The organism is Saccharothrix deserti, from assembly GCF_009769385.1.
In the GTDB taxonomy this organism is placed as follows: domain Bacteria; phylum Actinomycetota; class Actinomycetes; order Mycobacteriales; family Pseudonocardiaceae; genus Actinosynnema; species Actinosynnema deserti.
Genome location: NZ_VKAB01000001.1, coordinates 385,283 through 411,619 on the forward strand (window position 1 = coordinate 385,283; position 26,337 = coordinate 411,619).

The following is a 26,337-nucleotide window of genomic DNA, read 5'->3' on the forward strand; positions in this document are numbered from 1 at the left end:
GCCCGGAAGAGATGCCGCGTCAGTCGAGCACGATCAGCAGATCCCCGCCCTCGACCTGCTGCACGCCCCGCACCGCCAGTCGCTTCACCCGCCCGGCCTTGGGCGCGGTGATCGCCGCCTCCATCTTCATCGCCTCGATGGTCGCGATGGTCTGCCCCACCTCGACCTCGTCCTCCTCCGCCACGCTCGGCGTGACCACGCCCGCGAACGGCGCGGCGACGTGACCGGGGTTGCTCCGGTCCGCCTTCTCCGCCACCGGAACCTCGGCGGCGATCGACCGGTCGCGCACCTGGATCGGCCGCAACTGGCCGTTCAACGTCGCCATCACCGTGCGGAAACCACGCTCGTCCGCCTCACCGATCGCCTCCAGGCCGATCAGCAGCCGCACCCCCGGCTCCAGGTCGACCTGGTACTCCTCGCCCGGCTTCAGCCCGTAGAAGAAGTCCTTGCTACCCAGCACACTCGTGTCGCCGTACGCGTCCCGGTGCGCCTCGAACTCCTTCGTGGGCGCCGGGAACAGCAGCCGGTTGAGCGTGCCGCGGCGGTCGTGCTCCAAGCCCTTGATGTCGTCGTCGGTCAGCTCCGCCACGCCCTTCGGCGCGGCACGGCCCTGCAACGCCTTGCTGCGGAACGGCTCCGGCCAGCCGCCGGGCGGGTCGCCAAGCTCACCGTGCAGGAACCCGATCACCGACGCCGGGATGTCGTACCGGCCCGGGTCCGCCTCGAACTCCTGCGGCGAGACACCCGCGCCGACCAGGTGCAGCGCCAGGTCCCCGACGACCTTGGACGACGGCGTCACCTTGACCAGCCGACCCAGCATCCGGTCGGCCGCGGCGTACATGGACTCGATCTCCTCGAACTTCTGCCCGAGCCCGAGCGCGACCGCCTGGGTGCGCAGGTTCGACAGCTGCCCGCCGGGGATCTCGTGCCGGTAGACGCGACCGGTCGGGCCGGGGATGCCCGACTCGAACGGCGCGTAGACCTTGCGCACCGACTCCCAGTACGGCTCCAGGTCGCACACCGCCTGCAGGTCCAGCCCCGTGGCGTGCTCGGTGTAGTCCGTCGCGGCCACGATCGCGGACAGCGGCGGCTGCGACGTGGTACCCGCCACCGACGCCACCGCGCCGTCCACCGCGTCCACACCGGACTGGATGGCCGCCAGGTACGTGGCGAGCTGCCCACCCGCCGTGTCGTGCGTGTGCAGGTGCACCGGGAGGTCGAACTCCTTGCGCAACGCACTCACCAGCCGGGCCGCCGCGGGCGGGCGCAACAGGCCCGCCATGTCCTTCACCGCGAGCACGTGCGCGCCCGCGCCGACGATCTGCTCGGCCAGCTTCAGGTAGTAGTCGAGGGTGTAGATCCGCTCGTCCGGGTTCGACAGGTCGGACGTGTAGCAGAGGGCGACCTCGGCGACCGCCGTGCCGGTCTCGCGCACCGCCTCGATGGCCGGGCGCATCTGCTCGACGTCGTTGAGGGCGTCGAAGATGCGGAAGATGTCGATACCGGTCTTCGTGGCCTCTTCGACGAACGCGCTGGTCACGGCCTCGGGGTAGGGCGTGTAGCCGACCGTGTTCCGACCGCGCAGCAGCATCTGGAGGGTGATGTTCGGTACGGCTTCACGCAGTGCGGCGAGCCGTTCCCACGGGTCCTCGGCCAAGAAGCGCAACGCCACGTCGTACGTCGCACCGCCCCACGCCTCCAAAGACAACAACTGCGGCGCCATACGGGCCACGTGCGGCGCGATGGCGAGCAGGTCCTTGGTGCGCACGCGGGTGGCGAGCAGGGACTGGTGCGCGTCGCGGAACGTGGTGTCCGTGACGCCCAGCGCCTTGCTCTCCCGCATCCAGCGGGCGAAACCCTCCGGCCCGAGCTCCACCAGCTTCTGCTTGGACCCCGCCGGCGGCTCGGCGTTCAGGTCCACGGCCGGCAGCTTCACCTTCGGGTCCACAACGGACGGACGCGGGCCGTTCGGCTTGTTCACCGTCACGTCGGCCAGGTAGGTGAGGATGCGCGTGCCGCGGTCGGCGGAGTGCCGGGCGGTCAGCAGGTGCGGGCGCTTCTCGATGAACGAGGTGGTGACGCGACCCTCGAAGAAGTCCTCGTCGTCCAGCACCGCCTGGAGGAACGGGATGTTCGTGGACACACCGCGGATGCGGAACTCGGCCACCGCGCGGCGGGCGCGGGCCACCGCGGCGGAGAACGTCCGGCCGCGGCAGGTGAGCTTGACCAGCATCGAGTCGAAGTGCGCGCCGACGGCCGTGCCGACGCCGATGGTGCCGCCGTCCAGCCGGACGCCCGAGCCGCCCGGTGAGCGGTAGGCGCTGATCATGCCGGTGTCCGGGCGGAAACCGTTGGCCGGGTCCTCGGTGGTGATGCGGCACTGGAGGGCCGCGCCGCGCAGCTGCACGGTCTCCTGGCTCAGGCCGAGGTCGTCCAGGGACTCGCCGCCCGCGATGCGCATCTGCGACTGGACCAGGTCCACGTCGGTCACCTCTTCGGTGACCGTGTGCTCGACCTGGATGCGCGGGTTCATCTCGATGAAGACGTAGTTGCCGCGCGGGTCGAGCAGGAACTCGACGGTGCCGGCGTTGCGGTAGCCGATGTGCCGGGCGAACCGCACCGCGTCGTTGCACATCCGCTCGCGCAGTTCGGGGTCGAGGTTCGGCGCGGGCGCGATCTCGATGACCTTCTGGTGCCGGCGCTGCACCGAGCAGTCGCGCTCGAACAGGTGCATCACGTTGCCCTGGCCGTCGGCGAGGATCTGCACCTCGATGTGCCGCGGCTCGATCACGGCCTGTTCGAGGAACACCGTCGGGTCGCCGAACGCGGACTCCGCCTCGCGTGACGCGGCTTCCAGGGCTTCGCGCAGCCCGCTCTTGTCCTCGACGCGCCGCATACCGCGCCCGCCGCCGCCCGCGACGGCCTTGACGAAGACGGGGAACGTGATGTCCTCGGCGGCCCGGAGCAGGGCGTCGATATCGCTCGACGGGTCGCTGGACTTGAGCACCGGGAGGCCGGCCGCACGGGCCGCAGCGATGGCGCGGGCCTTGTTGCCGGTCAGTTCGAGCACGTCCGAGGGCGGGCCGACGAACGTGATGCCGGCGTCGGCGCAGGCCTTGGCCAGCTCGGGGTTCTCGGACAGGAAGCCGTAGCCGGGGTAGACCGCGTCGGCGCCCGCCTTGCGGGCGGCCTTGATGATCTCTTCCACGGACAGGTAGGCCCGGACGGGGTGGCCGGGCTCGCCGATCTCGTACGACTCGTCGGCCTTCAGCCGGTGCAGGGAGTTGCGGTCTTCGTGGGGGAAGACGGCAACCGTGCCGGCGCCCAGTTCGTAGGCAGCGCGAAAGGCCCGGATCGCGATCTCGCCGCGGTTGGCGACAAGAACCTTGCGGAACATGCGGCGTTCCCTCCCGGTTACTCGGCGAGTCCCGCCCGACGGTGCCGTGGTGGCTGGGCTGGGCAGGACACGATGAATCAAGGCACGCTACCGTGCGCTTCCCGCCCTTCGGGAGTTCCATCTCACGTGACGGACGTCATCGTGATCGGTAACTCTCCCGGTCAAGGCGGGTGCGACCTGGGACCACGCACCGGGATTCTCCCTTGCGCGACCGCCTTGCGCAGCCCCCGCCAGGGCTCGTACGCGGGCGGCGGATTGACGGTCCGTACATCACGGTTCAGCGGTCCGTGTTCACCCCACACGGGGGATCACGTGCTCGTTACGGTGTGTTCCCAACATCAGGTGACTACTGCTGGCGACTTCTCGGTAGGGTTGGCCCATGGCCGGGGCTGAAGGGACTGGGCAGCCTGCTGCCCGCACCCATTTCGACGTCGTTCTGCGCGGGTACAACCAGCGCCAGGTGAACGAACGGGTGACGCGACTCGAGTTCGACCTCAAGAACTCGAACAGAGCGCGTGACGCGGCGTCGACCCAGGTCGCCGAGCTGAGCAAGCTGCTCGGCAGCACACGTGCCGAGTTGGACAAGGTGAAGGCGCAGCTGAGCAAGCTGGCCAGCAGCCCGACCAGCGCCTCCAACGTCACCGAGCGCGTGCGCGTGATGATGACGTTGGCCGAGGAGGAGATCGCCGACATCCGCAAGGGTGCGCTGGACCAGGCGAACGCCACCCGGGCCGAGGCCGAGCGCGCGGCGGCCGAGGGCAAGGCCATGCACCAGCGGGCGATGGGCGAGCTGGAGGACCGGCGTCGGCAGCTGGAAGGGGCCCACCAGCAGCGGACGAAGGAGCTGGAGCGGCAGTACGACGAGCGCCGCGCCGAGCTGGAGCGCTCGCACGAGGAGCTGCGCACCAAGCTGACCGGCGAGCACGAGGCGCTGATGGCCGAGGTCCGCGCCGACCGCGAGCGGCTCACCGCGGACTTCGAGGCGAAGACGGCGGAGCTGGAGGCGAAGCGCGTCGAGCTGGAGAAGAAGTACAAGGGCTACCACGACGACCTCGACAAGGAGTACGACGAGCTGCGCACCAAGCTCCGCAAGGAGCACGAGGTGCACGTCGTCGAGGCCAAGGCCGAGGCCGCGAAGCTCCTCGAAACCGCCCGCGCCGAGACCGCCGAACTGCGCGCCGAGACCGAGAAGCAGATCGCCGAGCAGGAGGCCGAGGCCCTGGCCAAGGCCGAGAAGGCGGTGGCCGAGGCCAACGCCCAGGCCGAGAAGACGATCACCGAGGCGGACGCCCACGCCGACCGCCGCACCACGGCGGCGGACGCGAAGCTGGCCGAACTGCACCGCGTGCACCGGGCCCTGAACGAGCAGTTCGCCGCGGCCCAGGAAGCGGTGTCCCGAGCGGTGGCCACCCTCAAGCCGCTGGACGACGAGGCGGAGGCCGACGCGAAGGCCGACGCGAAGGCGGCCACCGGCACCGCCACCAAGCCTGCCACCAAGCCCGCCGCGAAGCCCGCCGCCGACGCCAAGCCCGCCGCGAGCACCAAGGCGGCGAGCGCCAAGACCGCGGACGCCAAGGCGAAGGACGTCGACCCGTCCGAGCAGCCGACCACCCAGCTGCCGATCCCCAAGTCGGGCAAGCAGGCCAGGTAGCCCGCACGCACGGCGGGTTCTCCGAAATTGTCGGACCCCGCCGGCAGAATAAAAAAACAGGGATCCCCTGGTCGGGGACCCCTGCGGGGCATCGCTCGCGCGACCCAAATCCGAACCACCGGACTCAGACCACCGAACTCAGAACCACCGGACTCGGGCTGCCGCGCTCGTGGACTACCGCACTCGTCGACTACTGAGCTCGTCAACTACTGGGGCAGCTGATCGGCCGGGACGACCTCGGCCTGGTCCGGCACGGTGATCTCGACCGACTTGCCCCAGTCGCGGAACCGGGTCGTCGACTGCTTGACGACCTTGCCGTCCAGCTCGAACCGGTACTCCGCCTTCACCGGCGCGCTCGTGTCGTCCACCCACACCGTCGCGGCGATCGTCACCCCGTACTCGGCCAGCTGGGTGTGCTGCAACTGGATGTCCTGGTCCTCGATGACCTTCGCCATCTTCAACGGGTCCACCACCAGGTCGAACCGGGTCACCGGCACACCGTCCAGCTGCTCTGACCCCTTGCCCGCGATCAACGCCGCCCGCGGCTGCACGTAGTCGAGTTCCGCGCCCGCCATCGCGCTCGGCCCGAAGCCGCGCAGCAACGCGGACACCTCGCCGCCGTTCGCCGGCGTGTAGAAGCCCCACTTCTTGCCCGCCGGCATCGGCGCGCCCTCTACCTGCACGTACATGCCGTCGCGCACGACCACCAGCGCGATCTTCTTCGGCTGCCCGCCGGTCGACACGTCCATCGTCATCGACCCGGCCACCCCGTCGGCGTCCTGCCGCACCGCGCCGTCCACGACGTTGCGGACCTCGGTGCCCTGCCCGTCGGAGGCGAACCCCTCGGTGTGGAACACCGCCGTCCCCGACTCGGCCCGCCGCTGCTCGATCCGCTCGGCGAGCACCGCCAGATCGCCCTTGGGCAGCGACGACGTGGACGGAGCCGGATCACCGGCCGGAGCGGCCGTGCAGGCCACCAACGCCAGCGGAACGAGGGCGAGCAGGAATCGGCGCACGAGTCAGGGTACCCAGGCGGCGAGGTCGGCTTCCCAGCCGACCGAGCCACCGCCTGCGGACCAGGCCGCCCACCACGCGAGGTCGCGTCGGTCGTTCGCGACTCATTTTACGGCGATCACGCTTTTCGATCGTCGGGAAATCAGGCGCGAACGCTCGACCTCCCGGGCGGCCGAGCCGCGGTCTGCGGAGCAGCGGCCATGTCACAGTCGACCGAGCCCGCGACGCCGGAGGCGGCGCAATCCAACACAGCAATCAAATCAAGCCTTCTCCAGGTACTCCGCCCGCTCGTCGTCCAGCAGCCCGGCCACCAACCCGGCCAGACCGGGGTGCGCGGCCAGCTCCGGGTCCGCCTCCACGACCTCCTGCGCCACCACCCGAGCCTCGGCGATCACGTCCTCGTCGCGCAGCAGCGACAGCATCTTCAACCCCGACCGCCGCCCGGACTGGGCCGCGCCGAGGATGTCGCCCTCGCGCCGCAGCTCCAGGTCCAGCTGCGCCAGCTCGAAACCGTCCAAAGTGGACTCCACCGCGCGCAGCCGCTCCATCGTGGACGTACCGTCCGGCATCTCCGTCACCAGCAGGCACAGCCCCGGCGCGCTGCCCCGACCGACCCGGCCGCGCAGCTGGTGCAGCTGGCTCACCCCGAACCGGTCCGCGTCCATGATCACCATCACGGTGGCGTTCGGCACGTTCACGCCGACCTCGACCACGGTCGTGGCGACCAGCACCTGCACCTCGTTCGCCGCGAACGTCCGCATGACGGCGTCCTTGTCGTCGGCGGGCATCCGGCCGTGCAGGATGTCGATCCGCAGCCCCCGCAACGGCCCCTCGGCCAGCCGGTTCGCCACGTCCACCACGGCCAGCGGCGGCCGACGGTCGACGGCGTCACCCTTGGCCGGGTCCTCCTTCGGCGGCTCCGCCCCGTCGTCCTCCGAGTCGCCGTCACCGATGCGCGGGCACACCACGTACACCTGGTGGCCCTTGCGCACCTCTTCGTGGATGCGCTGCCAGGCCCGGTCCAGCCAGCCCGGTTTCGACGCCACCGGCACCACGGACGTGCTGATCGGCGACCGCCCCTGCGGCAACTCGCGCAGCGCGGACACCTCCAGGTCGCCGTACACGGTCATGGCCACCGTGCGCGGGATCGGCGTCGCCGTCATCACCAGCACGTGCGGCGTGGACCCGCCGGCACGCCCGCTCAACGCGGCCCGCTGCTCCACCCCGAACCGGTGCTGCTCGTCCACCACGACCAGCCCCAGGTCGGCGAACTCCACCTTGTCCTGGATCAACGCGTGCGTGCCGACCACGATCCCGGCCTCACCGGACACGATCTCCAACAGCGCCCGCTTCCGCGCCGCCGCGCCCATCGACCCGGTCAGCAACGTCACCCGCGTCGCGTGCTCGGCCCCACCCAGCTCACCGGCCTGCCCGAGATCACCCAACAACTCCCGCAACGACCGCGCGTGCTGGGCCGCCAGCACCTCCGTCGGCGCGAGCATCGCCGCCTGCCGCCCGGCGTCGACGACCTGCAACATCGCCCGCAACGCCACGATCGTCTTCCCCGACCCGACTTCCCCTTGGAGCAGCCGGTTCATCGGGTGCTCGCCGGACAGGTCGTGGGCGATCTGCTCGCCGACCTCGCGCTGCCCCGTCGTCAACTCGAACGGCAGCCGGGCCTCGAACGCGTCCCGCACCAGGCCGGGCCGGGGCGGGCACGCGGGCGCGGGGCGGGCCGTGGCCGAACGGCGGCGTTGCGCCAGGGCCAGCTGCACCGCCATCGCCTCGTCCCACTTCAACCGCTGCTGCGCGACGGTGATCGCCGCCCAGCCGTCCGGCCGGTGGATGTCCCGCAACGCCTTCTCCAACGGGATCAGCCCACGGGCGGCGCGCAGCGACTCGGGCAACGGGTCCTCGGTCACCCCGTCCCACACCGCGAGCACCTGCTCCACGCAGTTGGACACGTTCCACGACTGGATGCCCTGCGCCGCCGGGTAGACCGGGATGAACGCGCCCGCGAAGCCCGCCCCCGAGGAATCCGCCCCCGCCTCGTCCGTGCCGTCGAGCACCTGGTAGTCGGGGTGGGCGAGCTGGAGCTTGCCGTTGAACATGCCGACCTTGCCCGCGAACATCGCCTCGCGCCCCGGCAACAGCTCCCGCTCGACCTTCCGCGAGCCGCGCCCGAAGAACACCAGGTGCAGGTCGCTGGTGCCGTCGGTGATGACGGCCTCCAGCAGCTCACCGCTGCGCGACTTCATCCGCCGCTGCCGCGCGCTCTTCACCCGCGCCTGCACGGTCACGTGCTCGCCCAGCTCCAGCCCGGCGATCTCGGTCAGCTTGCCGCGCTCGTCGTAGCGGCGCGGGTAGTGCCGCAGCAGCTCACCGACCGTGGTCAGGCCGAGGCCGGCCTCCAGCGCGTCGGCGCTCTTCTTGCCGAGCACCGACACCAGCTTCTCGTCGAAGGTCGTCATCTCGGCCCATTCAACTACTCGACACCGACAACCAGCAGCGCGTCCCGCTGTCCGCCCTGGTAGGCGGCCAGTTCCACCTCCGGGTGGGTGACGCGCAGGTGATCTTCCAGCACCCGCTCGACCCCGTCCGGGGCGGCCCGCCCCAACAGCACGGTGACCAGTTCGCCGTTGCTGGCGAGCATCCGGTCGACCAGCCTGCACGCCAGGTCGCCGACGTCGGCCCCACCGGGCTCGATGAGCACGACCTCGCCGTCGAGCATGCCGAGCAGGTCACCGGGCTGACACCGGCCGACCCAGGTGATCGCCTCGCGCTCGGACACCGCGACCTCGCCGCGCCGGGTCGCCGCCGCGGCCTCGGCCATGGCCACCACGTCGTCACCGGCGCGTCGGGACGGCGAGTGCACGGCCAGCGCCGCCAACGCCTGCACCGGCGAGAACGTCGGCACGACCACAACGTCCTGACCTGCGGCGACGGCCTGCGTCACGGCCTCGTCCAACGGCTCGCGCAACGCCGGGTCACCGGGCAGCACGGTCACCTGGCGCGCCCGCGTGCTCACCACCACGGCCAGCAGGTCGGCCGCCGTCACCGCGTCACCGGGCTCGAACACCACCGCGCCCTCGGACCGGAACAGCTCCGCCGCCCCCTCGCCCTCGACCAGCGCGACGATCGCCCGGTCGCGCACGAACCGGGTCGCCTGGGCGGCGATCTGGTCGGCGAACCGGGCCACCGTGATCCGGTGCGGCCTCCCGGCCCTGATGCCCGCCTCGACGGCCGCGCCGATGTCGTTGCAGTGCACGTGCACGGTCCACAGCCCGGCGCCGTCACCGACCACGGACACGCAGTCGCCGATCGCCTGCAGCTCGCCCTTCAACCGCTCGACGTCCGGGCCCTCGCCATCGGACACCGCGTCCAGCAGGTACATGACCTCGTACTCGAACTCCGGCGACCCGGCCTCGCGCGCGGTGGTGAGGGACTCGCGCGGCACGGTGACGACCACCGGCGCGTCCTCGACCGCCCGCCCGGTGATCACCGCCGCCAACGTGTCCAGCAGCACGACCAGCCCGCGCCCGCCCGCGTCGACCACACCGGCCCGCGCCAGCACGGCCAGTTGACGTGGCGTGTTCGCCAACGCCTCCGCACCGGCCTTGGCCGCGACCGTCACGACGTCGTCCAGGTCGTCGGACGAGCAGTCCCGGGCCGCCTCCGCCGCCGCGTGCAGCACGGACAGCACAGTGCCCGCCACCGGCTTCGACACGGCGGCGGTGGCCAGCACGTCGGCCCGCAGCAACGCCCGCCGGAACGAGGACCCGGACACCGTGGAGGCGCTCTGCGCGCCCTCGGCCAGCCCGCGCAGCACCTGCGACAGGATCACCCCGGAGTTGCCACGCGCCCCCGCCAGCGCGCCCCGCGCGAGCGCCGCCAACGCGGCCCCGACGGTGTCCACCGGTGTCCTCAACAACGCGTCCAACGCCGACCTCATGGTCTGGAGCAGGTTCGTGCCGGTGTCCCCGTCCGGCACGGGGAACACGTTGATGCGATCCAGGTCCTCCCGGTTGGCGTCCAGGGACCGAACACAGGCGTCCGCCCACTGGCGCACCGCGACCGCATCGAGAGCCCGCATGGCGGCGAGGGTATTCGACCCGGTTTGGAGGCAGAACGGCCCACCGGCTACCCTGTCTGGGTTGCCATGCCCGGCTGAGGCTTGTGCACGCTTGCGCGCCCGCCGGGGCGTGAGTACCGATCAGGAACCTTAAGGAGTGGCTGACGTGGCTGCCGTGTGCGACGTCTGTGGCAAGGGGCCGGGCTTCGGCCATTCTGTCTCGCACTCCCACCGGAAGACGAACCGCCGGTGGAACCCGAACATTCAGACCGTGCGCGCGAAGGTTTCTTCTTCGACGCGGCAGCGGCTGAACGTGTGCACCTCCTGCCTGAAGGCCGGCAAGGTGGTGCGCGGCTGATGACCCGCGCCTGAAGCTTGTCGAAAGGCCCCCGGGATCGCATCCCGGGGGCCTTTCGGCGTTGACGCCCGGTGCCGCACACCGGGTTCAGGGCTGGTCAGCGGCTCAGGGAAGCTTCCAGTCGATCGGCTCGGCGCCCTGCTTCACCAGCAGCTCGTTGGCCTTGCTGAACGGCCGCGAGCCGAAGAAACCGCCCGCCGCCGACAGCGGGCTCGGGTGGACCGACTCCACGCACCGGTCGGCGCCCAGCAGCGGCTTGAGAGCACGCGCCTGGCTGCCCCACAGGATCGCGACCAGCGGGGCGTCCCGCTCGGCCAACGCCTTGATGGCCTGCTCGGTCACCGGCTCCCAGCCCTTGTTCCGGTGGGAGTTGGACTTGCCCGGCTGCACCGTCAGCGCCCTGTTGAGCAGCAGCACGCCCCGCTCGGTCCACGGCGTCAGGTCGCCGTTGGACGGCTTCGGGTGCCCCAGGTCGGACATGTACTCCTGGTAGATGTTGATCAGGCTCTTCGGGATGGGCCGGGTCTCCGGCGACACCGAGAAGCTCAGCCCGACCGCGTGCCCCGGCGTCGGGTACGGGTCCTGGCCGACGATCAGCACCCGCACGGCGTGGAACGGCTGCTGGAACGCCCGCAGCACGTTCTCCCCGGCCGGCAGGTAGGTGCGCCCGGCGGCGACCTCCGCCCGCAGGAACTCGCCCATCGCGGCGATCCGATCGGCTACGGGCGCGAGTGCCTCGGCCCAGCCTGCTTCCATGATTTCCTCAAGCGGACGTGCCACGGCGGGACTTTATCTCAGTCCAGCCGCCGCAGACCCTTGCGGTACAGCAAGATGTTGTCCACGTACCTGTCGACCGCCAACTGCCAGGCGCCGTCCGGCACGACGTACCCCTCGCGCACCTTCGCGGGCACGCCGAGGGCCATCGACCGCGCCGGCACGTGCCCACCGAACGACACCACCGCGCCCGCGCCGACGATCGCGCCGGTCTCCACCACGGACCCGTTGAGCACCACCGATCCCGAGGCGATCAGGCACCGGTCGGCGATGGTCGCGCCCTCGATGTGCGCGTTGTGCCCGATGACGCACTCCGCGCCGATCAACGTCGGGTGGATCTCGGTGCAGTGCACGACCGTGCCGTCCTGGACCGACGTCCGCGCGCCGACCTCGATGCGCCCGTAGTCGCCGCGCAGCACGGCCTGCGGCCACACGGACGCGTGCGCGCCGATCCGGACGTCGCCGATCACGGTCGCGTCGGGGTGCACGTAGGCGTCCGGGTGGATCACCGGCTCCGAGTCGCCCAACGCGTAGATCGCCATCGCGGTCCTCCCGGCACTAGAGCTCCTTCGCGAAGCAAAGGCTTTCCGGATGATGCCGGTAGACGCCGAAGTTGTCGATGCGCGCGTACCCGCTGGATTCGTAGAGCTTGATCGCCTCGGGCTGCCGCAACCCGGTCTCCAGGACCATCCGCTTGCGCCCGGCGGCACGTGCCACCGTTTCCAGGGACGCCAGCACGACCCGCGCGAGCCCGCGCCCGCGCATGGCGTCGACCACGTACATGCGCTTGATCTCGGCGTCGCCTGGCCGCAGCGAGTCTTGCGCCTCGTCGTGGGCGCGCCACCCGCCGCAGGCCACCGGCTCGCCGTCGACGTACCCGACCGCGAAGTGCCCCAGGGGCGGGGCGAACTCGGCCGGGTCGACCGGCGTGACGTCGCCGTCGCCGTAGCGGGTCACGTAGACCTGCTGGAGATCGGCGATCAGCTTCACCGAATCTGGATGATCATACGCGAGTGTGAATAGTTCCACACCCGCCAGGCTACCTACCGCCAGTGCTCCCAGCCAGGGGGTTTCTCGTACGCCCGGCCGTCGACGGTCACCCCGCTGCCGTGCCGGACCGTGCCGATGGTGCGCCACCCCTCGGGCACCGCCGCCGGCTCCGGGAACGTCGCCGCCAGCGCGTGATCCTCACCACCGGTCAACGCCCAGTGCCGGGCGTCCGCGCCGAGCGCCGCCGCGACGTCGATCAGCCGCGGGTGGACTTCCAGCAACTCGGTGCGGATGTCGATGCCGATGCCCGACTCGTCGGCGATGTGCCCCAGATCGGCCAGCAGGCCGTCCGACACGTCGATCATCGCCGTCGCGCCCGCCGCGGCGGCCTGGGGTCCGGCGGCGTAAGGGGGTTCGGGATTCCGCTGGGCGCCGACGACCGCGACCGGCGACCGGAACCCGCGCTGGAGCACGGCCAGTCCGCCCGCGGCCCAGCCGAGCCGCCCGCACACCGCGACGACATCACCCACTTGTGCCCCCGATCGGGTGACGGGCTCCAACCCGCCCATGTCGCCGAGCGCGGTAACGGAGATCACCAGCGTCGCGGACGACACCATGTCGCCACCGACGACACCGGCGCCCGCGACCGTCGCCTCCTGCCACAGGCCGGCGGTGATCCCTTCGACCACAGAGGACGGCGTATCGGCCGGGCACGCCAAACCGATCAGCAGGGCCGTCGGCATCGCGCCCATGGCAACGACATCAGCCAGGTTCACGGCCGCCGCCTTGCGGCCCACCTGCTCTGGAGACGACCAGTCGAGTCTGAAGTGGACACCTTCGACGAGCACGTCGGTGGACACCACCACGCGGCCGTCGGGCGCCGCGACCACAGCCGCGTCGTCACCCGGCCCGAGCAGGGTGGTAGGCGGCTGCGTCCGACCTGCCGTCACCCGGCGGATGAGACCGAACTCACCCACTTCAGCGACCGTGTCCGCGTTCCGCGGCGGCTCCGGACGCAAGATTGCCTCCCGTTCTGAGCATTCGGAACCCCAACTGGGGTACGTTGCTGTGCAGTTCCTACCCCGACCTAACCTGTCGCGACGAAGGGGCACGCCGTGGTGCACGCATACATCCTCATCCAGACCGAGGTCGGGAAGGCAGCCGCCGTTGCGGCAGAGATCTCCGGCATCCCCGGGGTGGCCACCGCGGAAGACGTCACCGGTCCGTACGACGTCATCGTCCGGGCCGACGCCGAGACCGTCGACCAGTTGGGACAGCTCGTGGTCGCCCGCATCCAGAACGTGGAGGGCATCACGCGAACGCTGACCTGCCCGGTGGTCCACCTGTAGGTCCGTGTTGTCATAACCGGGTGGCACAGGAACCGGAACCCGCCTCGCTGCTCCCCCGTCCGCTGCTCGCCGTGGCCCTCGGCCTGCCGGCGCTGCTCGCGGCGGGTGTGGCGGCCGTGGGCCTCTTCCTCGGCGCGGGGGGCAAGGACGACCCGGCCGATCCGACCGCCGACCGCTCCGGGCCCGTCGCGCTGGTGCCCGTGCCGGCGCCGAAGGCCGAATCGGACGAGTGCAAGGCGCTGCTGAGCGCTCTGCCGATGCAGCTGGTGTCGAACGGCGCCACGTTGTCGCGACGGGAGCTGGCGTCACCGGCGCCGGCCGGGGCGTTGGCGTGGGGTGACGCGCAGCACGACCCGGTCGTGCTGCGGTGCGGTCTGGACCGTCCCGGTGAGCTCAACCCGACCTCCAACCTGCGGTTGATCTCGGACGTGCAGTGGCTGGAGGTGTCCGACGGCGGGTCGGCCACCTGGTACGTGGTGGACCGGCCGGTGTACGTGGCGCTGACCGTGCCGGCGGACGCGGGCACGGGACCCCTGCAGGACATCTCGACCACGATCCGAGACACCCTCGCCAAGGGCCCCGTGAACACGAGGGGCTAGCGCAGGCCGGTGCCGCGGGCGATCGCGGTGTCGACCAGCGTGGCCAGCAGGGTCGGGTAGTCGATGCCGGTCTCGGCCCACATCCGCGGGTACATCGAGATCGGCGTGAAGCCCGGCATGGTGTTGACCTCGTTGACGACCAGCTCGTCGTAGTCGGTGACGAAGAAGTCGACCCGGGCCAGGCCCTGGCAGTCCAGCGCGCGGAACGCGGTGACGGCCATCTCCCGCAGGTCGCGGCTGACGTGCTCCTCCAGCTTGGCCGGGATGTCGAACTCGCACACGTCGTCGAGGTACTTGGCGTCGAAGTCGTACCAGTCGACCTCGCCGCCGACGATGCGCAGCTCGGCGGGCAGCGACGCCTCGACCCGGCCGTCCGGGAACTCCAGCACACCGCACTCGACCTCGCGGCCGGAGACGGCGGCCTCGATGATCACCTTCGGGTCGGTCTTGCGGGCCAGGGCGATCGCGCTGTCCAGGTGGGCCCAGTCCACGACCTTGGAGATGCCCACGGACGACCCGGCGCGCGCGGGCTTGACGAAGACCGGCAGCCCCAGGCGTTCCCGATCGGTGTCGGACAGCGTGTCCTGGTCGCGGCGCAGCACCGCGAACTCGCCGACCGGCAGTCCCGCGCCCTTGAGCAGGCGCTTGGTGAACTCCTTGTCCATGGCGACCGCGCTGGCGAGCACACCCGGTCCCACGTACGGGATGTCGGCCAGTTCCAGCAGGCCCTGGATGGTGCCGTCCTCGCCCCAGGCGCCGTGCAGGACGGGGAACACCACGTCCACGTCGGCCAGCACGTCGTTCGGCGCGACCGGCACGAGTTCGGTGCCGGACACCGGGACCAGCGAGTTGACGGTCGGCAGCTGCCGGTCGCGCACCTCCAGCGCCTTGGTGTCGTCGGCGCCGATCACCCAGGCGCCCTTGTCGGTGATGCCCACCGGCACGACGTCGAACCGGTCCCGGTCCAGGTGCGGCAGGACACTGCCGGCGGACAGGCAGGAGACCATGTGCTCGCTGCTGCGCCCGCCGAACACCACGGCGACCTTGGTCTTGCGCTGTGTCATGGCTCGGACCCTACCCGGATGGCGTAACCGACCCACCGGCCTTCGCCCACCCGAGCGTTGAATTCAGGCGTTCCGAACGCAGGACTCACCCAACGCGAACGTAGGACACACGCGAGAGTCGAACCCCCAGGACCCGAGAGTCGAACCTCCAGGAGCCCCGAGTTCAACACTCAGGTACCCCACCGGCCAACGCGAATGTTGAACTCAGGGCTCCTGAGCGTTCGACTCTCGCACCCTGAACGTAGGACTCTCGCGTGTGTCCTACGTTCAGAACGCGTGTGTCCTACGTTCGGGGGCGGTGTGTCCTACGGTCGCGGTGGGTGTGTTGAGCGTTTGGGTTAGCGGGTGGCGGCGGTGAGGATGCGGATCAGGTCGGGGAGGGCGGCGGTCAGCTGCTCGCGGGAGCAGGCGCTGTAGCCGATGGCGGCGCCGTGGACCTTCGGGCGGCCGGCGTGGTGGCGGCCCAGGCCGTCCAGGCGCAGGCCGCAGGCTTGTGCCTGGGCCAGCACATCGCGTTCCGCTTGGGGGGACGGCAGGGGCACGACGATGTGCGCGCCGGCGTCGTCCCCCAACACGGGAACGCCCGCGTCGGCGAAGGCGGCGGACAGCAGCGCACGGCGTTCGGAGAGTTCACGCCGGAGCTTGCGGAGGTGCCGGCCCAGGTCGCCGTTGCGGGCCAGTTCGACCAGGATCCGCTGCCCCGCCGCGGACGGGCTGGTGCCGGTCCGGTCGCGGTGGGCCAGGACTTCGGCGGCGATCGGTTCGGGTGCGACCATCCAGCCGGCGCCGAGGGTCGGCGTGAGGATCTTGCTCGTCGTACCGAGGTGCACCACGACGTCCGGCGCGAGCGCCGCCAGCAACGGCAACGGCGCGACGTCGTACCGCAGCTCGCCGTCGTAATCGTCCTCGACGACCAGCCACCCCTCCGCCCGCGCCCGCTCCACCAACGCCACCCGCCGCGCGGCTGACATGCGCCCGCCCAACGGGTACTGGTGCGCGGGCGAGCAGTACACGCCGCGCACACCCGGCGGCACGGCCTCCACCAGCAACCCCTCGGCGTCGACGGGCGCCTGCACGACCCGCACCCCGGCGGACCGCAACGCCCACACCGCCCGCTGGTACCCCGGCTCCTCCACGGCCACCGCGTCACCGGGCCGCAGCACGGCCGACCCCAGCTCCACCAGCGCCGCCGTCGTCCCACCGGTCGCCAGCACCAGCTCCTCCCGCAACCCGCCGCGCACGGCCAACCCCCGGTGCCGCAACAGGTGCTCCGCCACCACCGCCCGGTACTCCGGCAGCCCACCGCGAGCCGGCCGGAACATCGGCTGCACGTCCGCCGCCGCCCGCCACGCCCGCCGCCAAGCCGCCCGGTCCAGCCCCTCGGCCCAGGGCGCGCCCGGCGCGAGGTCGACGACATCCGCGGGCAGCGGTGGCGCGGCGGCACGCCGGGGCCGCGACTTCAACGCGCCGGGCGGCGTCGTGGTCACGTAAGTCCCGGAACCGTGCCGTCCCGCGATCCAGCCCTCGGCGTGCAGCTGCTCGTACGCGGCCGCCGCCACGGTCCGGCTCACGCCGAGCCGTTCGGCCAGCGCCCGAGTCGAGGGCAGCCGGTCACCGCTGCGCAGCCGCCCGTCGGCCGCCGCCGCGCGCAGGGCGTCCGCGAGCTGCACGGCCAGCGGCTCGGCCGACGTGCGGTCCAACACCACCGCCAACGCCGTCTCCGACAAAGTGGCCTCCTCAGAACGCCGAGAATTGGCACTTGAAGAATGCCACTCTACCCGAGAAAGTCACCCCATGACGCTGTCACCGACAGACCGCAGCACCATCAAGCGCGGCCGCAAGCGCGCCGTGACCGAACGCGAGGCGCTGCACGCCGTCCTCGACGCCGCCCTGGTCTGCCACCTGGCCGTGGTCGTGGACGACGCGCCGCTGGTGCTGCCCACCGGTTACGGACGCGACGGCAACACCCTCTACCTGCACGGATCGACCGGCGCGCGCAGCATCCGCCAGGCCGCGGCCGGTGTGCCCGTGTGCGTCGGCGTCACGATCGTGGACGGCGTCGTCTACGCCCGCTCGGTGTTCGACCACTCGATGAACTACCGCGCCGCCGTCATCCACGGCACGGCCGTCCCGGTCACCGGTGAGGACGCCAAGCGGCACGGCCTGCGGGTGATCACCGAGCACATCGCGCCCGGCTCGTGGGACTACGCCCGGCAGCCGACGCCGAAGGAACTCGCCGCGACCGCCGTGCTGTCGCTCGACCTCACCGAGGCGTCGGTGAAGATCCGCAGCGGCCCGCCCGGCGACGAGCCCGAGGACGTCGCCGCCAACGAGAAGTGGGCGGGCGTGCTGCCGCTGCGCGCGGTCTGGGGCGAGCCCGAGTCCGACCCGTCGCTGGTCGGCGCCTGGGACGTCCCGCCGCACGTCACCGCGCGGAGGTAGTCCCCGACACCGGGTCGAACCGGATCGGCCGCATGGTGCGCCCGCCGTCGCGGTAGACGTGGATCGTGACGGCGGGGTCGGTGCCGTCGTTGCGCACCTGGTGCACGTACGAAGGGCCGAACACCCGCGACTGCCCCGCCACGAGGTGGTGCATCACCTGGGCCGGGCCCGGTGTGACGATCTCCGTCAACGAGCCGCTGACCACGGTGAACGCGCCGCTGGTCGCGCCGTGGTCGTGCAGGTCGGCGTGCTGGCCGGGCAACCAGCTCATCAGCCACACCTCCTGCTCCTCGGTCTTCTCCACCAGCGCGGCGAAGCGGGTGTCGGGGTCGTAGCGGAGCAGGTGGGCCCAGCGCTCCCGCCGTGCCGCCGTGTCGAGCGCGATCCGCACGGGGTGCAGCGCGGCGTGCGACTGGGGCAGGGCGATGGTGTTCTCCGGAACGGCGAACATGGTTCCTTCTCGGGGTGAGTGCGCGGGAGTAGCGAACCTCACGGGTTCGCGGGACGCGAGTCGATCACCGAGAAAGACAGAGCGCGCTGGCGACCAGGCGGAGGTCGATGTGACCCCGCCCGTCGATCATGGCGCGGAAAGACATGGTGAAGAGGGTGGCAGCACGCCCGTCACCGCGCAACCACGTCCCACACAGTGAACCCACAAGGGGGAACCCGATCTAGGGAAACCCGTCAGCGGGAACGTCAGGCGGACCGTCAGAGGGAACGGAGCACGTCCTCGACCAGGTCGGCGGTGTCCTCGCAGCCCGCGGACAGCCGGACCAGGCCCTCGGGCACCGGGTCGCCCCACTGCGCACGCCGGTCCAGGCTGGTATGCAGGCCGCCGAAGCTGGTGCTCGCGAACACCAGCCGCGACCGCTCCAGGAACGCGGCCACCGCGTCCACGCCCGCCAGCTCGAACGTCAGCACCCCGCCGAACCGCCGCATCTGCCGTGACGCCACCTCGTGCGCCGGGTCCTCCGGTGCGCCCGGCCAGCGCAGACCGGTGACCGCCGGGTGCGCCTTCAGCACGTCGTACAGGGCCGCCGCGTTCGCCGCCTGCCTGCTCAGCCGCAGGTCCAGCGTGCCGAGGCCGCGGTGCGCCAGCCACGCCTCGAACGGGCCGGGTATCGCGCCGCCGGTCGTCCGCGCCGCGCGCACCCGCTCCGCCAGCGCCGCGTCCGAAGTGGACACGTGCCCGAGCAGCACGTCGCTGTGCCCGGCGACGGCCTTCGTGTCGCTGCTCAGCACCGCGTCCGCGCCCAGCAGCAGCGGCTGCTGCCCGAGCGGCGTCGCGGTCGTGTTGTCCACCGCCACCAGCGCGCCCGCCGCGTGCGCGGCCTCGGCCAGCGCCGCGATGTCGCACACGTCCAACCCCGGGTTGGACGGCGACTCCAGCAGCACCAGCCGCACCCCGTCGAACGACGGGTACGGCCCGGCGGTCGGCACCTCGACCACCTTCACCGGCATCTCGGCGACCAGCGTGCGGGTCAGGTAGTAGCCGTCGCCCGGCACCATCACGACGTCACCGGGCGCGAGCACCACGCGCAGGAACGTCGAGATGGCCGCCATGCCGGACGGGAACAGCACGGTCGTGCCGCCGTCCAACCCGCCGAGCGCCACCTCCAGCGCCCGCCACGTCGGGTTGTGCGCCCGGCCGTACGTGTCCTCGCCGCCCAGGTGGTAGGCCGACGCGAACACCGGTCCCGCCAGGAACGGCTCCCCCGGCGCGGCCGGCGTCGAGTGCACGACGCGCGTGCCGTCGCCCCAGGTCCCGTCGCTCCAAGTCCCGTCGCCCCAGGTCCCGTCGCCCCAGGTCACTGCCGTTCCGCCTTCGGCTCACGTCCGAGCAACGCGGCCGTCAGCACGCGCGGGTCCAGCCCTTCGTGGCACACCTGGTGCACGCCGTCGGTGATCGGCATGTCCACCCCGACCCGCACGGCCAACTCCCGGATGGACGAGCACGACTTCACCCCCTCGGCGACCTGCCCGTGCGCGGCTTCCTGCGCCTGCGCCAACGAGTCGCCGCGCCCCAGCCGTTCCCCGAACGACCGGTTGCGCGACAGCGGCGACGCGCACGTGGCCACCAGGTCGCCCAGACCGGCCAACCCGGCGAACGTCAACGGGTCCGCGCCCAGCGCCGCGCCCAGCCGGGCGGTCTCGGCGAGTCCGCGGGTGATGATCGAGGCCATCGTGTTGTCGCCGAACCCCATGCCCGCCGCCATGCCGCAGGCCAGCGCGATGACGTTCTTGCACGCGCCGCCCAGCTCGCAGCCCACCACGTCCACGTTGGTGTAAGGCCGGAAGTAGGAGTTGGAGCACGCGTGCTGGAGCTCGACCGCGCGGTCGTGGTCGGTGCAGGCGATGACCGTGGCGGTCGGCTGCTCGGCGGCGATCTCCTTGGCCAGGTTCGGCCCGGACACCACCGCGACCTGGTCCTCCGGCACGCCGGCGACCTCGCGGATCACCTCGCTCATCCGCTTCAACGTGCCCAGTTCCACACCCTTGGCCAGGCTCACCAGCGTCGCGTCCGGCGGCAGCGACGACCGCCAGCCGCTCAGGTTCTGCCGCAACGTCTGGCTCGGCACCGCCAGCACCACGGCCTGCGCGCCGTCCAACGCCTTCTCGGCGCCGGAGGTGGCGGCCAGGTTGCCGGGGAGGGTGATGCCCGGCAGGTAGTCGGTGTTGACCCGGCTCTTCGAGATGGCGTCGGCGACCTCGGGGCGCCGCGCCCACAGCACCACGTCCGTGCCGGAGTCCGCGAGCACCTTGGCGAAGGCGGTGCCCCACGACCCGGCGCCCAGCACCGCGACCCGGTCCACGTCAGGCCTTCTTGGTGTAGAAGCCGTCGGGCGCCTGCTCCTCGCGGATGTCCGCGAGCAGGCCCTTCACCTCGTTCATCAGCACGTCGGTCACCTCGCGCAGCAACGCGATGCTCTGCGGCTGGGCCCGGTAGGCGGACAGGTCGACCGGCGGGCCGACCTTCGTCACCACCGTCTTGCGCGGCAGCGGGCGGAACTTCTTGCGGTAGTGGTCGTAGAGGTCCCGGGTACCCCAGCGGGCGGCGGGCAGCACGGGGACGTCGTGTTCCAGGGCGAGCCGGGCCACGCCGGTGCGCGAGGTCATCGGCCAGCCGTCCGGGTCTCGGGTGATCGTGCCCTCGGGGTAGATGATCACGATCAGGCCCTGCTCCAGCGCGTCGTGCGCGGCGCGGAGGCTCTGCTGCGCGTCGGCGGTGCCGCGGTAGACCGGGATCTGCCGGGCGCCCTTGATGACGGCGCCGAGGACCGGGACGTTCCACAGGCTGTGCTTGGCGAGGAAGTGCGGCACGCGGCCCTGCCTGTGCGTGAAGACGGCGTCGTACACCGGGTCCAGGTGGGACACGTGGTTCATCACGACGAGCGCCCCGCCCGTCTTGGGGATCCGCTCCCCGCCCTCGTCGCGCCGCCGCGCCATCAGCGCGGTGGCGGGGTAGAAGACCGCCGCGGCGAGTCCCACCCAGAAGCCGCCCTTCTCCTTGGCCACGTGCACTCCTTCTCGTCGTGGACCTGGAGTCTTCCTCACGTCGGCAGGGCGGACAATCAGACCGGAGCCCCCGGCCAGGTCCAGCCGGCATCGGGGAGTATGGCGGGGTGGGAGCCGAAGTGGACCTGGTGGTGCCGGTCAAGACCCTGGACCGGGCCAAATCGCGGCTGGTGGGTGCCCGGCTGGACCGCCCGGCGCTGGCGCTGGCGTTCGCGTTGGACACGATCGCGGCAGCGCTGCCGGTGGTGCGCGGTGTGTTGGCGGTCACGTCCGACCCGGCGGTGGTGCTGGAACTGCGGGCGTTGGGCGTCGAGTCGGTGGCCGGGCCGGAGGGGTTGAACGAGGCGCTGCGGTTCGGGTTCGGGGTGCTGCGGTCCCGTGACGCCGGGTCGGTGGTGGGCGCTTTGCAGGCGGACTTGCCGGCGTTGCGGACGGAGGAGTTGGGGGCGGCTTTGGAGGTGGCCGGTGAGCGGGCGTTCTGCCCGGACCGTCAGGGCACCGGTACGACGCTGTTGCTCTCTGCGGCCGGCGGCGACCTCGCTCCGGCTTTCGGTGTCGGCTCGGCGGCTGCCCATGCGGCGTCGGGGGCGACGGCGCTCGTGGGGCCTTGGCCGTCGCTGCGGCACGACGTGGACACGGCGGAAGACTTGCGGCTCGCGGCGGACCTGGGCCTGGGTGCGCGCACGGCGACGGTCCTGACCCCGGTGGGCAGGTAGTTCACAACCCGGCTGTCCACAACCCAGCCCGGACGGCCTGAAATTGTCAGACCCTTCCGGCAGGATAAAAGCAGGGGTCCCCTTGGCGGGGACGCCTGCGAAGCCACTGCTGCGGCACGGGCGGCAGGGTGGCAGGGGCTTCGCCGGGGTCCTCGGTTCAGCCCCAAGGCCCCCGGCGAGACATCAGCACCGACAGCCGGTTCAGCAACAAGGTTCGCCCGGCGTGCAGCGGCCCACCAACATCGGGCACGCGAAGCCGTAGTCCGGGTCCGGAGCCAACGGCAGGCGTTTGCGCGGGTTCTCCGCCGACCGGAAGACCGCCGCGGCCGGCGACGTCTTCAACGTCACGTTGGTGTGCGAAGCCTGCGCCTCGTACGCGCCCGCCGTGAGCTTCACCACTTCCACACCACGCGCCAGGTCCGCCACGAACGCCCGTCCCCGGTGCCAGTACGGCGCGAACGACACCGCGCCCTCCGGCCGCCAGTACGCCACCTGGATCGGGTTCGCCGGGTCGGAGATGTCCAGGAACCGCGTCCCCTGCTCGTACCAGGAGTAGGCCACGATCCGCTCGTGCACGTCGAAGTAGTGCGCCGAGCAGAACGCGTCCGGCCCCGGCAGCGTGCCTTCCTGGTCGTCCGGGCTCCACACGCCCACCGTCTTCAGGTGGAACGGCTGCTCCGGAGTCGCCCGCCACGACTCGCCGCCCTTCGAACCCTCCAGCGACGAGATCACGAACCGCCCCTGGTCCTCGCACGTCGCCGAGCCGAACGCCTCCTCGGTGTGCAGCAGCAGGCTGCCCGCCGGGTGCTCGCGCGACGGCCTGGGCCCGTCCTTCAGCGTCCGCCCGACCGGCCGGAACGAGTTGTGCGAGAACGACGTCGGCATGTCCAGCTTCGGCGCCGCCCCGCCCGCGTACGGGATCGGGTCGTACGCCGTCGCCTCGCGCACCTGCCCGCTCAACGGATCGCGGTGCCAACCGCGCGTGTGATACCCACGCGTCCCGCCCGTCCCGGCGACCCACGCGATGCCCGCCGCGTCCACCTGGACGTCGTGCGTCATGTGCGTCTCACCCTGGTTGCGGTTCAGGTCCACGTACGTGGCCAGGGTCTTCGGGTTGCGCGGGTCGCGGATGTCGGTGACGAACACCTTGCCGGAACGCCGGTAGGTGTCCGGATCGGTGGACGGCGTGCCGTCGTAGCCGGTCGTCCACAGGTATGAGCAGTCGTTGATGCACGACGTGATGTGGCCGGTGCCCATCGACTGGAAGCTCAGCACCTCCAGCCGCGCCGGGTCGGCGGCGGACACGAAGTAGACGCCGGTCGGCCGTTCGTTGCCGGGCTGCCGGCCGAACGCGCTGCGCTCGCGCGCCAGGAACACCAGCTCGCGGTTCGGGTCGACGGTGACGTCCTCGTTCTCCCAGAACCGCTGCTCCGGGTCGTCGCCCGGCAGCGCCAGCTCCTGCTTGGTCAGGTGGTCCAACAGCTTCGGGTCGTCGACGTTCGTCACGTCGTAGGTCTTCAGCCCGAACGTGCCGCTGAGGAACATCACGTCACGGTGCCGGTGCTGCATGAAGTTGATGGAGACGGCGCCCTCGGTCTCGGGGATCGCGTTGCGCAGCTCGACGTTCTTCGCCGCCGCCTGCAGGCCCGTACGCTCGGCTTCCGCGGTCTCCGGCACCCGGGCGGATGCCGTGCCCTGGCCGGTGACACCACCGACCAAACCGACCAGCAACGCGGTCAGCACCCCTGCCACAACCCTCATGCCCGCTCCTTCCGGTAATGGGGCCACTGCGGAGCGTGGCAGCGACGCCTGATCTGCGACTACCTCCGATCGGCTAGCTTTGGCTCGTGACCGAGCACGGGACCGAGCAGGCGACGGTCAGCGAACATCACCCGGACGGCTCAGCGACCGTGCTGCGCGACGACGGTGTCCTGGTTGACGTGTCCGCCGAAGCGGTCGCCGAGGGCGGTTGGCGGTCACTGCGCGCAGGCCAACGCGTCACCCTCGTGCGCAACGCAGCGGGTGAAGTGTGGGGCGTCCTGCGGCCGGTGTGACGGGGAGTTCACCTCGCCGTCGGCTCCGATCAGCGCATAGTCGCCCATTCTGGGGAACAATGCTGATCGTGAGCACGGAAAACACTCCCGAGCAGCCCGCGCCGAAACGACGGACGAGGACGCCGCGGGCCAAGCCCGCTGCGAGCGCCCCCCGCCGCCCCCGCCCGGCCGTCCGCCGCGGCGGCACGCGCGCGGGCACGACGGCGGCACAGCAGCCGGCGGACACGTCGTCCCGGTCGTTCCCGAGCTCACCGCCCGCCGTGACGGCCACGGAGGCGCAGGCCGACCTGCCCGACGACCGGTACTTCAACCGGGAACTGTCCTGGTTGGACTTCAACGCCCGGGTGCTGGCGCTGGCCGAGGACGCCTCGCAGCCGCTGCTGGAGCGGGCGAAGTTCCTGGCGATCTTCGCCTCGAACCTGGACGAGTTCTACATGGTCCGGGTCGCCGGTCTGAAGCGCCGCGACGAGACGGGCCTGTCGGTGCGCAGCGCGGACGGGCTGACCCCGCGCGAGCAGTTGGCCGGCATCTCCAAGCGCACCCAGGAGCTGGTCGAGCAGCACGCCAGGGCGTTCCTCGACCACGTCCAGCCGGAGCTGGAGAAGCACGCGATCAGCATCGTCAACTGGGCGCAGCTGACCGATTTCGAGAAGCTGCGGCTGTCGAACTACTTCACCGACCAGGTGTTCCCGGTGCTCACGCCGCTGGCCGTGGACGCCGCGCACCCGTTCCCCTACATCTCCGGCCTGTCGCTGAACCTCGCCGTGACGGTGCGCGACCCGGAGGGCGGCGCGGAGCGGTTCGCGCGCATCAAGGTGCCGGACAACGTGCCGCGCCTGGTCCGGGTGGAGAGCGACCGCACCAGCCCGACGGCGACGTTCCTGCCGTTGGAGGAACTGATCGCGGCGCACCTGGGCGAGCTGTTCGCGGGTATGCAGGTGATCGAGTGCCACGCGTTCCGGGTGACCCGCAACGCGGACCTGGAGGTCGAGGAGGACCAGGACGAGGACCTGCTCAAGTCGCTGGAACGGGAGCTGGCGCGGCGCCGGTTCGGTCCGCCGGTGCGGCTGGAGATCGCCGACGACATGACCGAGCACATGCTGGAACGGCTGCTGCGGGAGCTGGAGGTCGACCCGCACGACGTCGTCCAGGTGCCCGGTCTGCTGGACCTGTCGTGCCTGTGGCAGCTCTACAGCGTGGACCGCAAGCAGCTCAAGGACGCGCCGTTCGTGCCGTCGACGCACTCGGCGTTCGGCGAACGTGAGACGCCCAAGAGCATCTTCGCCACCCTGCGCGAGGGTGACGTGCTGGTGCACCACCCGTACGACTCGTTCTCCACGTCGGTGCAGCGGTTCATCGAGCAGGCGGCGGCCGATCCGCGGGTGTTGGCCATCAAGCAGACGCTGTACCGCACGTCGGGCGACTCCCCGATCGTGGACGCGTTGATCGACGCGGCCGAGGCGGGCAAGCAGGTCGTGGCGCTGGTGGAGATCAAGGCGCGGTTCGACGAGCAGGCGAACATCAAGTGGGCGCGGCAGCTGGAGAAGGCGGGCGTGCACGTCGTCTACGGCCTGATGGGGCTCAAGACGCACTGCAAGACGTCCCTGGTGGTGCGGCAGGAGGGCTCGCGGATCCAGCGCTACTGCCACATCGGCACCGGCAACTACAACCCGAAGACGGCGCGGCTGTACGAGGACATCGGCATCCTCACCGCCGAGCCGACCATCGGCGCGGACCTCACCGACCTGTTCAACGTGCTCACCGGGTACGCCAGGCAGGACCACTACCGCAGCCTGCTGGTCGCGCCCTACGGCGTGCGGCGCGGGATCGTGGAGCGCATCGAGCGGGAGATCGAGCACGCGCGGGCCGGTGGGCCCGCCGGTGTGCGCATCAAGGTGAACTCGCTGGTGGACGAACAGGTCATCGACTCGCTGTACCGGGCGTCGCAGGCGGGCGTCCAGGTCGATGTCGTCGTGCGCGGGGTGTGCGCGTTGAAGCCGGGCATCAAGGGGCTGTCGGACAACATCCACGTCCGATCGGTCCTCGGCCGGTTCCTGGAGCACTCGCGGGTGTTCCACTTCGTCGGGTCCGGCGAGCACTGGATCGGCAGCGCCGACATGATGCACCGCAACCTGGACCGGCGGGTGGAGGTGCAGGTGCGGGTGACGGACCCGAAGCTCACCGCGCAGCTGGACGCGATGATGGACTCGGCGCTGGAACCCACAACGCGGTGCTGGGTGCTGCGGCCCGACGGCGAGTGGGAGGCGTCGCCGGCGGACGGCTCGAGCGTGCGCGACCACCAGACCGAGATGCTGCGCGCCCACCGCGCGGTGGGGTGAGG

At 71.4% G+C, this 26,337-nt stretch carries 23 protein-coding genes; 8 read left to right on the top strand and 15 right to left on the bottom strand.

The window, feature by feature from the left end; genetic code table 11:
- Window positions 1-19: 19 nt before the first annotated feature.
- Window positions 20-3,397 (bottom strand): pyruvate carboxylase, encoded by a 3,378-nt coding sequence (locus FM051_RS13375; RefSeq protein WP_158843242.1) that lies wholly within the window; start codon window positions 3,395-3,397, stop codon window positions 20-22.
- Window positions 3,398-3,776: 379 nt separating this feature from the next.
- On the opposite strand from FM051_RS13375, the gene FM051_RS13380 reads away from it, so the two are divergent.
- Window positions 3,777-5,048 carry a coiled-coil domain-containing protein gene (locus FM051_RS13380; RefSeq protein ID WP_238412360.1) on the top strand — a complete coding sequence of 424 codons (1,272 nt, stop codon included), beginning with the start codon at window positions 3,777-3,779 and terminating at the stop codon, window positions 5,046-5,048.
- 206 nt (window positions 5,049-5,254) lie between these two features.
- Here FM051_RS13380 and FM051_RS13385 read toward each other — a convergent pair whose 3' ends face one another.
- From FM051_RS13385 to FM051_RS13395, 3 genes are all read right to left on the bottom strand, one after another.
- Window positions 5,255-6,064 carry an SCO4651 family lipoprotein gene (locus FM051_RS13385; protein WP_158843243.1) on the bottom strand — a complete coding sequence of 270 codons (810 nt, stop codon included), beginning with the start codon at window positions 6,062-6,064 and terminating at the stop codon, window positions 5,255-5,257.
- A 258-nt stretch (window positions 6,065-6,322) separates the two neighbouring features.
- Window positions 6,323-8,533 carry an ATP-dependent DNA helicase RecG gene (gene recG / locus FM051_RS13390; protein WP_158843244.1) on the bottom strand — a complete coding sequence of 737 codons (2,211 nt, stop codon included), beginning with the start codon at window positions 8,531-8,533 and terminating at the stop codon, window positions 6,323-6,325.
- Between the two features lie 14 nt (window positions 8,534-8,547).
- A complete protein-coding gene (locus tag FM051_RS13395; RefSeq protein WP_158843245.1) occupies window positions 8,548-10,155 on the bottom strand; it encodes a DAK2 domain-containing protein in 1,608 nt (535 codons plus the stop codon).
- 145 nt (window positions 10,156-10,300) lie between these two features.
- Here FM051_RS13395 and rpmB point away from each other — a divergent pair, with 145 nt between their 5' ends.
- Window positions 10,301-10,492 carry a 50S ribosomal protein L28 gene (rpmB, locus tag FM051_RS13400; protein WP_033437952.1) on the top strand — a complete coding sequence of 64 codons (192 nt, stop codon included), beginning with the start codon at window positions 10,301-10,303 and terminating at the stop codon, window positions 10,490-10,492.
- Between the two features lie 105 nt (window positions 10,493-10,597).
- Here the strand turns inward: rpmB and FM051_RS13405 are convergent, their stop codons facing one another.
- From FM051_RS13405 to FM051_RS13420, 4 genes are read right to left on the bottom strand one after another with little or no spacing between them, the layout of a single operon-like run.
- Window positions 10,598-11,272, bottom strand: a complete 675-nt coding sequence (locus tag FM051_RS13405; RefSeq protein WP_162470706.1) for a uracil-DNA glycosylase — start codon at window positions 11,270-11,272, stop codon at window positions 10,598-10,600.
- A 14-nt stretch (window positions 11,273-11,286) separates the two neighbouring features.
- Window positions 11,287-11,808, bottom strand: a complete 522-nt coding sequence (locus tag FM051_RS13410) for a gamma carbonic anhydrase family protein (RefSeq protein ID WP_158843246.1) — start codon at window positions 11,806-11,808, stop codon at window positions 11,287-11,289.
- Between the two features lie 16 nt (window positions 11,809-11,824).
- The gene (locus FM051_RS13415) at window positions 11,825-12,295 is read right to left on the bottom strand and encodes a GNAT family N-acetyltransferase (RefSeq protein ID WP_158843247.1); all 471 of its coding nucleotides are present in this window, start codon (window positions 12,293-12,295) and stop codon (window positions 11,825-11,827) included.
- A 14-nt stretch (window positions 12,296-12,309) separates the two neighbouring features.
- Entirely contained in the window at window positions 12,310-13,275 is a 966-nt protein-coding gene (locus FM051_RS13420; protein ID WP_158843248.1) for a thiamine-phosphate kinase, read from the bottom strand.
- A gap of 96 nt (window positions 13,276-13,371) precedes the next feature.
- Between FM051_RS13420 and FM051_RS13425 the strand changes: the two genes are divergently transcribed.
- Both FM051_RS13425 and FM051_RS13430 read left to right on the top strand, forming a co-directional pair.
- Entirely contained in the window at window positions 13,372-13,605 is a 234-nt protein-coding gene (locus tag FM051_RS13425) for an Lrp/AsnC family transcriptional regulator (RefSeq protein WP_077009418.1), read from the top strand.
- Between the two features lie 20 nt (window positions 13,606-13,625).
- On the top strand, window positions 13,626-14,204 hold the full coding sequence (locus FM051_RS13430; RefSeq protein ID WP_158843249.1) for a DUF3515 domain-containing protein: 579 nt from the start codon (window positions 13,626-13,628) through the stop codon (window positions 14,202-14,204).
- Here the strand turns inward: FM051_RS13430 and FM051_RS13435 are convergent.
- Both FM051_RS13435 and pdxR read right to left on the bottom strand, forming a co-directional pair.
- Window positions 14,201-15,268, bottom strand: coding sequence for a D-alanine--D-alanine ligase family protein (locus FM051_RS13435; RefSeq protein ID WP_158843250.1), 1,068 nt, complete (start codon window positions 15,266-15,268; stop codon window positions 14,201-14,203). The two genes, FM051_RS13430 and FM051_RS13435, sit on opposite strands and share 4 nt — an antisense overlap.
- Before the next feature lie 338 nt (window positions 15,269-15,606).
- Window positions 15,607-16,995: a MocR-like pyridoxine biosynthesis transcription factor PdxR gene (gene pdxR / locus FM051_RS13440; RefSeq protein ID WP_158843251.1), complete on the bottom strand. Its 1,389-nt coding sequence runs from the start codon at window positions 16,993-16,995 to the stop codon at window positions 15,607-15,609.
- Window positions 16,996-17,062: 67 nt separating this feature from the next.
- On the opposite strand from pdxR, the gene FM051_RS13445 reads away from it, so the two are divergent.
- Window positions 17,063-17,710 (top strand): pyridoxamine 5'-phosphate oxidase family protein, encoded by a 648-nt coding sequence (locus FM051_RS13445; protein ID WP_158843252.1) that lies wholly within the window; start codon window positions 17,063-17,065, stop codon window positions 17,708-17,710.
- Here the strand turns inward: FM051_RS13445 and FM051_RS13450 are convergent.
- The 4 genes from FM051_RS13450 to FM051_RS13465 all read right to left on the bottom strand — a co-directional run bounded on the left by FM051_RS13450 (window position 17,694) and on the right by FM051_RS13465 (window position 21,226).
- A complete protein-coding gene (locus tag FM051_RS13450; RefSeq protein WP_158843253.1) occupies window positions 17,694-18,161 on the bottom strand; it encodes a cysteine dioxygenase in 468 nt (155 codons plus the stop codon). The two genes, FM051_RS13445 and FM051_RS13450, sit on opposite strands and share 17 nt — an antisense overlap.
- A 257-nt stretch (window positions 18,162-18,418) precedes the next feature.
- Window positions 18,419-19,522, bottom strand: coding sequence for a cystathionine gamma-lyase (locus FM051_RS13455; protein WP_158843254.1), 1,104 nt, complete (start codon window positions 19,520-19,522; stop codon window positions 18,419-18,421).
- On the bottom strand, window positions 19,519-20,523 hold the full coding sequence (locus FM051_RS13460) for an NAD(P)H-dependent glycerol-3-phosphate dehydrogenase (RefSeq protein ID WP_158843255.1): 1,005 nt from the start codon (window positions 20,521-20,523) through the stop codon (window positions 19,519-19,521). Before FM051_RS13460 ends, FM051_RS13455 begins: the two co-directional genes overlap by 4 nt.
- A gap of 1 nt (window position 20,524) precedes the next feature.
- Entirely contained in the window at window positions 20,525-21,226 is a 702-nt protein-coding gene (locus FM051_RS13465) for a lysophospholipid acyltransferase family protein (RefSeq protein WP_158843256.1), read from the bottom strand.
- Window positions 21,227-21,333: 107 nt separating this feature from the next.
- Between FM051_RS13465 and cofC the strand changes: the two genes are divergently transcribed.
- Entirely contained in the window at window positions 21,334-21,942 is a 609-nt protein-coding gene (cofC, locus tag FM051_RS13470; protein WP_158843257.1) for a 2-phospho-L-lactate guanylyltransferase, read from the top strand.
- 201 nt (window positions 21,943-22,143) lie between these two features.
- Here the strand turns inward: cofC and FM051_RS13475 are convergent, their stop codons facing one another.
- Window positions 22,144-23,703 carry an LVIVD repeat-containing protein gene (locus FM051_RS13475; protein WP_158843258.1) on the bottom strand — a complete coding sequence of 520 codons (1,560 nt, stop codon included), beginning with the start codon at window positions 23,701-23,703 and terminating at the stop codon, window positions 22,144-22,146.
- A gap of 86 nt (window positions 23,704-23,789) precedes the next feature.
- Here FM051_RS13475 and FM051_RS13480 point away from each other — a divergent pair, with 86 nt between their 5' ends.
- Window positions 23,790-23,996, top strand: a complete 207-nt coding sequence (locus FM051_RS13480; protein ID WP_158843259.1) for a hypothetical protein — start codon at window positions 23,790-23,792, stop codon at window positions 23,994-23,996.
- A gap of 59 nt (window positions 23,997-24,055) precedes the next feature.
- Window positions 24,056-26,335 (top strand): RNA degradosome polyphosphate kinase, encoded by a 2,280-nt coding sequence (locus FM051_RS13485; RefSeq protein ID WP_158843260.1) that lies wholly within the window; start codon window positions 24,056-24,058, stop codon window positions 26,333-26,335.
- The last annotated feature ends 2 nt before the right edge of the window (window positions 26,336-26,337 follow it).